Source organism: Saccharopolyspora mangrovi (assembly GCF_035320975.1).
Lineage (GTDB): Bacteria > Actinomycetota > Actinomycetes > Mycobacteriales > Pseudonocardiaceae > Saccharopolyspora > Saccharopolyspora mangrovi.
This window is the reverse complement of record NZ_JAWLNX010000010.1, coordinates 207,693-214,069: the sequence shown is the minus strand read 5'-3', so window position 1 is coordinate 214,069 and position 6,377 is coordinate 207,693. Positions and strand designations below refer to the sequence as shown.

Annotated in this window: 6 protein-coding genes; 5 read left to right on the top strand and 1 reads right to left on the bottom strand. The window is 72.3% G+C overall.

Features of this window, described 5'->3' with window-relative positions:
- The first annotated feature begins 184 nt into the window (after positions 1 to 184).
- On the top strand, positions 185 to 856 hold the full coding sequence (locus R4I43_RS16895) for a trimeric intracellular cation channel family protein (RefSeq protein WP_324266582.1): 672 nt from the start codon (positions 185 to 187) through the stop codon (positions 854 to 856).
- Between the two features lie 10 nt (positions 857 to 866).
- Here the strand turns inward: R4I43_RS16895 and R4I43_RS16890 are convergent, their stop codons facing one another.
- The gene (locus R4I43_RS16890; RefSeq protein WP_324266581.1) at positions 867 to 2,147 is read right to left on the bottom strand and encodes an SDR family oxidoreductase; all 1,281 of its coding nucleotides are present in this window, start codon (positions 2,145 to 2,147) and stop codon (positions 867 to 869) included.
- Positions 2,148 to 2,336: 189 nt separating this feature from the next.
- Here R4I43_RS16890 and R4I43_RS16885 point away from each other — a divergent pair, with 189 nt between their 5' ends.
- The 4 genes from R4I43_RS16885 (at position 2,337) to R4I43_RS16870 (ending at position 6,288) form a co-directional block, all read left to right on the top strand.
- Positions 2,337 to 3,617: an MFS transporter gene (locus R4I43_RS16885; protein ID WP_324266580.1), complete on the top strand. Its 1,281-nt coding sequence runs from the start codon at positions 2,337 to 2,339 to the stop codon at positions 3,615 to 3,617.
- Between the two features lie 14 nt (positions 3,618 to 3,631).
- On the top strand, positions 3,632 to 4,711 hold the full coding sequence (locus tag R4I43_RS16880; RefSeq protein ID WP_324266579.1) for an NAD(P)-dependent alcohol dehydrogenase: 1,080 nt from the start codon (positions 3,632 to 3,634) through the stop codon (positions 4,709 to 4,711).
- Positions 4,708 to 5,613 carry an AraC family transcriptional regulator gene (locus R4I43_RS16875; RefSeq protein WP_324266578.1) on the top strand — a complete coding sequence of 302 codons (906 nt, stop codon included), beginning with the start codon at positions 4,708 to 4,710 and terminating at the stop codon, positions 5,611 to 5,613. The genes R4I43_RS16880 and R4I43_RS16875 overlap by 4 nt, the downstream gene beginning before the upstream one ends.
- Positions 5,614 to 5,817: 204 nt before the next feature.
- Positions 5,818 to 6,288, top strand: coding sequence for an FHA domain-containing protein (locus tag R4I43_RS16870; protein ID WP_324266577.1), 471 nt, complete (start codon positions 5,818 to 5,820; stop codon positions 6,286 to 6,288).
- Positions 6,289 to 6,377: the final 89 nt, after the last annotated feature.

Genomic DNA, 6,377 nt, shown 5'->3' with positions numbered 1-6,377 from the left:
GAAGGCCTCCGGTTGATGAAGCGGTTCCTAGACAGCTCCACTTCACAACCAGAGGCCTTCACCTGTCTGCAAAACAAACCAACTCACACACCACGACCGGGACAACCTCCCCGGACATCACAGCTAGCCCTCCTCGCGCGGGCAGGACGGTGCCTGGGTGCGGACCGTGGGTCAGAATGCCCGCATGTCTCAGGCGCCGCTGCTGCTCGCGTTGGACCTCACCGGGACCTTCGCCTTCGGTCTCAACGGTGCGCTCACCGCGGTGCGCGCCGTCCGGCTGGACCTGGTCGGCGTCCTCACGCTGGGCATGATGACCGCGCTCGGCGGCGGCATCATCCGCGACGTGCTGATCGGCTCGCTGCCACCGGCGACCTTCAGCGAGCTGCTCTACCTCGGTGTGGCCGCGGCCGGTGCGTTGACGGCGTTCTTCCTCAGCGTGGAACTGGTGCGGTTCACCGGTCTCATCACGCTCTTCGACGCGGTCGGCCTGGGCGTGTTCTCGGTGACCGGGGCCGCCAAGGCGCTCGAGTACGGGCTCGGCAGCGTGCAGGCGGTGCTGCTCGGCGCGCTCACCGCCGTCGGCGGGGGCACCTTGCGCGACATGGCGATCCGGCAGGTCCCCTCGGTGCTGACCAGCGACTTCTACGCGGTTCCCGCGCTGGTGGGGGCCGCGTTGACGGTCGCCGCGGTGCAGGCCGAGGTCTACGGAGTCGTGACCGCGCTCGTGGCGGCGGCGGTGTGCTTCACCATCAGGATGCTCGGCGTTCGCTACAACCTGCAGGTGCCGAACGCGCCGCGGCAGCGCCGCGATCCTCGCTGGTGGCGCGGCCGGGGGAAGGGCGGCTCGGGGGAGTGACGCGGCTCGATCACGCCCGGCCGAGGACGTGGCGCAGCGCCGCATCCAGGTCGGGGTGGCGGAAGTGGTGCCCCGCTCGCCGGAGCCGATCGGGCTCGACCCGCTGGTCGGCGGCCGCCTCGCGACCGCCGAGCACCAGGCCCGCCAGCGGGCTGGGCAGCAGCGCCGGGCGTGCGAGCACGCGCGCCAAGGTGCGCGCGTAGTCGTCGAGGCGCACCGGTTCGGGGGCGACGGCGTTGACCGGACCCGACAGGCCCGCGTCGAGAACCGCCCGCAGGTGCACGTCGGCCAGGTCGTCGAGGCCGATCCACGGAAGCCACCGGCGCCCCTCACCGAGGGACCCGCCCAACCCGGCGGAGAACAGCGGGAACAGCCGTTTCAACGCGCCACCGCGCGGGGATTGCACGATCCCGGTGCGCACGACGACCGCGCGCAGCCCGGCCTCGGCGGCAGGCGCGGTGGCGGATTCCCGCGCGGCCACCGCGTCGGCGAGGGCGCCGTCGCCGCGCGGGCCGGCTTCGGTGAGGACCTCCTCGCCCTGCTCGCGGCCGTAGTAGCCCACGTCGGAGGCGGCCACGAACGCGCTCGGTCCGCCCGCGGTCGTCGCGGCCCGCCGCGCCAGCAGGAGGGTGGGACGCGCCCCGCTGCCGACAGGGTCGGATGCCAGGTGGACCACCACGTCCACACCGGTGAGCAACTCCGGCGCCGGATCGGCGGGGTTCCAGTGCCGTTCGTCGGGCTGGCGCGCGGGGTGGGGGTTGAGCCGGATCACGCGGTGCCCGCCGGTGGACAGCAGCGCGGCCAGCGCGGTGCCCACGAGACCGGCGGAACCGGTCAGCGCCACGGTCACCGGACTCGATCGCCACGACCGGGCTCGGGCGTGCGAGGCCAGATCATCGGCGAGCTGGGCGTGCCGGTAGGTGAACATCGCCCGCAGCGCGCTGCGGGGAAGAGCGGTCTCGACCGCGTCGGTGACGCGGGTGGTCGTTCCTCCGGCAGGGCTGAACTCGTGCGTGTGCCGCCAGGACAGGACCGCCGACAGCGGCAACGAGGTCAGTTCGTCGACGAAGCGGTGCGGCGGCGCGTAGCCGTTGGGCCGGTGGGAAGCCACCCACCGCAGCCCGCCAGGCAGGCCCAGCACCGCCGTGCCATCGCGCAGCGAGGCGGCCTCGGCGCGCACCCGGACCGGCTGCCAGGGCGGGGTCAGCCGGCTGATCGCGCCGGGCCGGGAATGCCAGGCGAAGACCTCCTCGACGGAGCCCTCGACGACGCTGCTGAACCGCACGGCCATCCGATCACCCCCTTCCGCGTCGAGCCCGTGCTGGGTTGGCCGCTGCACGAAAGTATCAGCAGGAGCCGGTTTATCCGTCTAGTTCGCTGCGCCGCGGCGACATAGCTTGGGATCGATCAGGCGCCACGAGCTCGTGTTCGCGCTCGTCAGGTGCTGTCCCCATTGGTGTCCACAAAGGAGTGACCCCTGATGTTCGGCATGCCGCGGCGCTTGCTGTTCGGCTACCTCGCGCTCGCCGTGTTCATGACCGGTGATGGTTTCGAGCTCACGTTCCTGTCGCGCTTCCTCGTCGAGAAGGGGTTCTCGCCCACCCAGGCGGGTTTCGCGTTCACCGCGTACGGATTGGTGGTCGCCTTCTCGGCGTGGACCACCGGTGTGCTGGCCGAGATCGTCGGCGCCAAGCGCCTGATGGTGCTCGGCGGCGTCCTGTGGATGGTCCTGCACGTCCTGTTCCTCACGGTGGGACTGCAGAGCGTGCTCGGCACGATCGTCATCTACAGCCTGCGCGGCGTGGCCTACCCGCTGTTCATGTACTCGTTCGTGGTGCTCATCGCCCAGTCGGTGCAGCCCGGCCGCCTGGCCTCGGCGATGGGCTGGTTCTGGTCCTCGTTCTCGCTGGGCATCGGCGTGATGGGCGCCTACGTGCCCAGCCTGCTGGTCCCGGCCATCGGCGAGTACGCGACGCTGTGGGCCTCCTTGGTCTTCGTGGCCGCCGGCACGGCGATGTGCGCCTTCCTCGTGCCCGGCGCCCCGCCCGAGGCGGCCCGCACCACCGAGCGCGACGGGCAGGGCCGGGCCCGCGAGCTGCTGCGCGGGGTGACCATCCTGGTCGAGAACCGGCAGATCGCGCTGTCGGTGGTGATCCGGGTGCTGTGCAACCTGACGCTCTACGCCTTCCCGATGATGATGCCGCTCTACCTCACGACCGGGGACATCGGCGGCCAGGCGTGGTTCTCGCTGCCCGAGTGGATGACGATCTGGGCGGTCATGAACGCCATCGCCCTCGGGTCCAACGTCGTCTGGGGCCGGCTCGGGGACCGCTACGGCTGGATGCGCCAGATGCGTTGGTGCGGTTTCGGCGGCATGGCGATCGCGACCCTGGCCTTCGCCTACGTCCCGGTGTGGTTCGGTGCCGGCTTCCTGCTGATGGTCGCCGCCGCCGTGCTCTTCGCGCTGTCGGTCACCGCGTTCGTGCCGATGGGCGCGATCTTCCCGGCGCTGGCCCCGGGCCACCGGGGTGCGGCGATCTCGGCCCACAACCTCGCCTCCGGCCTGACCACGTTCGCCGGCCCGGGCATCGCCACGGCTCTGCTGCCCGTGGTCGGCCCGATCGGGGTGTGCTGGGCCTTCGCCGGGCTGATGGTGCTGGGCACGATCACCACCTTCTTCATCCACCCGCCGCAGCCGGGCATCACCACCGAGACCGGTCGGATGCTGCCGCGCCGCGACCGCCTCGCCCACGCAGCCTGAGAGGACCTGCCACCATGAATCCCGCGACCGCCCCGACCACGCAGGAGAAGACGATGGACGCCGTCGTCCTCGAACGCCGCCACGAGATCCAGGTCCGCCCCGTGCCCGCACCGGCCCAGGTGGGCCCCGACGAGGTGCGCATCGCCGTGCACACCGTCGGCATCTGCGGCAGCGACGTCCACTACTACACGCACGGGCGGATCGGGCCCTACGTCGTCGAGGACCCGATGGTGCTGGGCCACGAAGCCTCCGGCACCGTGCTGGAGGTCGGCGCGAACGTCACCCACCTGGCCGTCGGCGACCGGGTCTGCATGGAGCCGGGCCTCCCCAACCCGCGTTCCCGCGCCGCGCGCCTGGGCATGTACAACGTTGACCCCGACGTGCGGTTCTGGGCCACCCCGCCGGTGGACGGGTGCCTGCAGCCGGAGGTCGTGCACCCGGCAGACTTCACCTACGAGCTGCCCGACGAGCTCTCGCTGGAGGAGGGCGCGCTCATCGAGCCCTTCGCGGTGGCCGTCCACGCCGTGACCAAGGCGCGGATCTCACCCGGCGACGTCGTCGCCGTGGTCGGCGCGGGCACGATCGGGGTGCTCACCGCGATCGCCGCCACGGCCAGCGGCGCGTCCCGCGTGTACATCTCCGACGTGGCGCCGGAGAAGTTCGCCAAGCTCCGGGCGTACCCGACCGTCCACCCCGTCGACGCCCGGGAACGGGACCTGGCCGAGGTGGTGCGCGAGGCCACCGGCGGGTGGGGAGCGGACGTGGTGTTCGAGGCCAGCGGCAACTCGCGGGCCTTCGGCTCGCTGTGGGAGACCCCCGCGCCGGGCGGGGCGGTCGTGCTCGTCGGCATCCCCGTGGAGCCGGTGTCGCTGGACGTCGCGGCCGCGCAGGCCCGGGAGGTGCGCGTCGAGACGGTGTTCCGGTACGCCAACGCCTACCCGCGCGCCATCGAGCTGGCCGCCTCGCCGTCGGTGGACCTGGCCGAGCTGATCAGCGCCACCTACCCGTTCGAGCAGGCCGTGGCCGCCTTCGAGCGCGGCGCCGAAGCGCGACCGGGCGACGTCAAGATCCAGATCCGAGTGGCGGGAAGGTGACCGTGGGTGCCGCCGCGCGGAGGGGGCCGGGCGAGACCGCCTCGCCGGTGCGGGAGCTGGTGGTCCCGGACCCGTCGAGCTCCGTGCGGTGGCACCAGCACGACTGGCCGCACCCGCTGGCCCGCTGGCACCATCACCCGGAGGTGGAGGTCCACCTCATCCGCGAGTCCTCCGGGACCGTGATGGTCGGCGACTACGTGGGCCCGTTCGGCCCGGGCCACCTGAGCCTCATCGGCTCGTACTTGCCGCACAACTGGATCTCGCACTTCGGCGACGCCGACGCGGTGCCCCGCCGCGACGTGGTGCTGCAGCTCGACCAGGACCGGTTCTTCACCGCCGCCGAGACCCTGCCCGAGCTGGAGTCGCTGCGACCGCTGCTGGACGACGCGGCCCGCGGCGTGGAGTTCAGCGGCCGCACGGCGGTCGAGGGCGCGCAGGCTCTGGAGGCCGTGCAGGGCACCTTCGGCCTGCGGCGCCTGGCCGCGGTCGCCGAGCTGCTGGGCGTGCTGGCCGACTCGCCTGAGTCCGACCGCCGCTACCTCGACAGCCACGGCGGCTCCTACCGGCTGGGCGTGGAGGAGACCGAGCTGTTCAACCGGGCGCTGAGCTACATCACCGACCACCTCGCCGACCGGATGCTGCTCACCGACGTGGCCGAGGAGGTCGGTCTGAGCAGGGACGCCTTCTCCCGGCTGTTCTCCAAGGCCACCGGCGTCGGCTTCAGCCGCACCGTGAGCCGCATGCGCCTCACGGAAGCCTCCCGCCTGCTGCGCACCTCCGACCTGCCGGTCGCCGAGATCTGCTACCGAGTGGGCTTCACCAACCTGTCGAACTTCAACCGGCAGTTCCGCGTCACCACGGGCACGACCCCGTCCCAGTACCGCCGCATCGACCGGCGCTGACCGGCTTCAACCGGGGTCGCCCGGTGGCGGTCACGCGGGGAATTCGGGTGGTTTCGCACCGTGGTGGTGCGCGACACGCTCGTGGCGGGACCAAATGCCTGCCCGATGTGCGGGGGGTGTCGTGCACGCTGAACGGGTCCGTGGGAGAACCCGACGAGGTTGGTGCAGGTCTCCCGGCTTGATCGCTCATGAGGAGGGCAGACGATGATGGACAACGGTGCGGCTGCGGCGGCGTTGTGCGAGACCGCTCGGATGGAGGTGCCCTCGATGCACGCCGACCGCCCCGCGGTGGTGCCGGCGCGGGCGATGGTCCCGGAGCAGCGCGACTCCACCGAGGGCATGCGGCTGGAGGTCGGTCGCGGCTCGTCCGCCGGGACGTCCTTCGCGCTCGGCGCGGGGCGGACGGTGATCGGGCGGCACCGGGACTCCGACATCGTCGTCGACGACGTGACGGTCTCGCGCCACCACGCCGAACTCGTCGTGCGCGACGGCCGCTACGTCCTGGAGGACGGCGGTTCGCTCAACGGGACCTACGTCAACCGGACCCCGGTGATCTCGGCGGAGCTGTCCGACGGTGACGAGATCTGGATCGGCAAGATGCGCTTGACCTTCCGCACGGGAGTGCCCACGACCCAGCAGGACCACGACCGTCCGGCGGCGATCAGCCTGGCGTAGTCCACCACCACCCGCGGGGGGGGGGGGGGGGGGGGGGGGCCCCCCCCCCCCCCCGCCCCCCCCCCGCGCCCCCGCCCCCCCCCCCGCCC

Excerpts from the sequence above, each read along its gene's own strand:
- R4I43_RS16895 (WP_324266582.1), top strand. The coding sequence starts at position 185 with ATGTCTCAGGCGCCGCTGCTGCTCGCGTTGGACCTCACCGGGACCTTC.
- R4I43_RS16890 (WP_324266581.1), bottom strand. The coding sequence starts at position 2,147 with ATGGCCGTGCGGTTCAGCAGCGTCGTCGAGGGCTCCGTCGAGGAGGTC.
- R4I43_RS16885 (WP_324266580.1), top strand. The coding sequence starts at position 2,337 with ATGTTCGGCATGCCGCGGCGCTTGCTGTTCGGCTACCTCGCGCTCGCC.
- R4I43_RS16880 (WP_324266579.1), top strand. The coding sequence starts at position 3,632 with ATGAATCCCGCGACCGCCCCGACCACGCAGGAGAAGACGATGGACGCC.
- R4I43_RS16870 (WP_324266577.1), top strand. The coding sequence starts at position 5,818 with ATGATGGACAACGGTGCGGCTGCGGCGGCGTTGTGCGAGACCGCTCGG.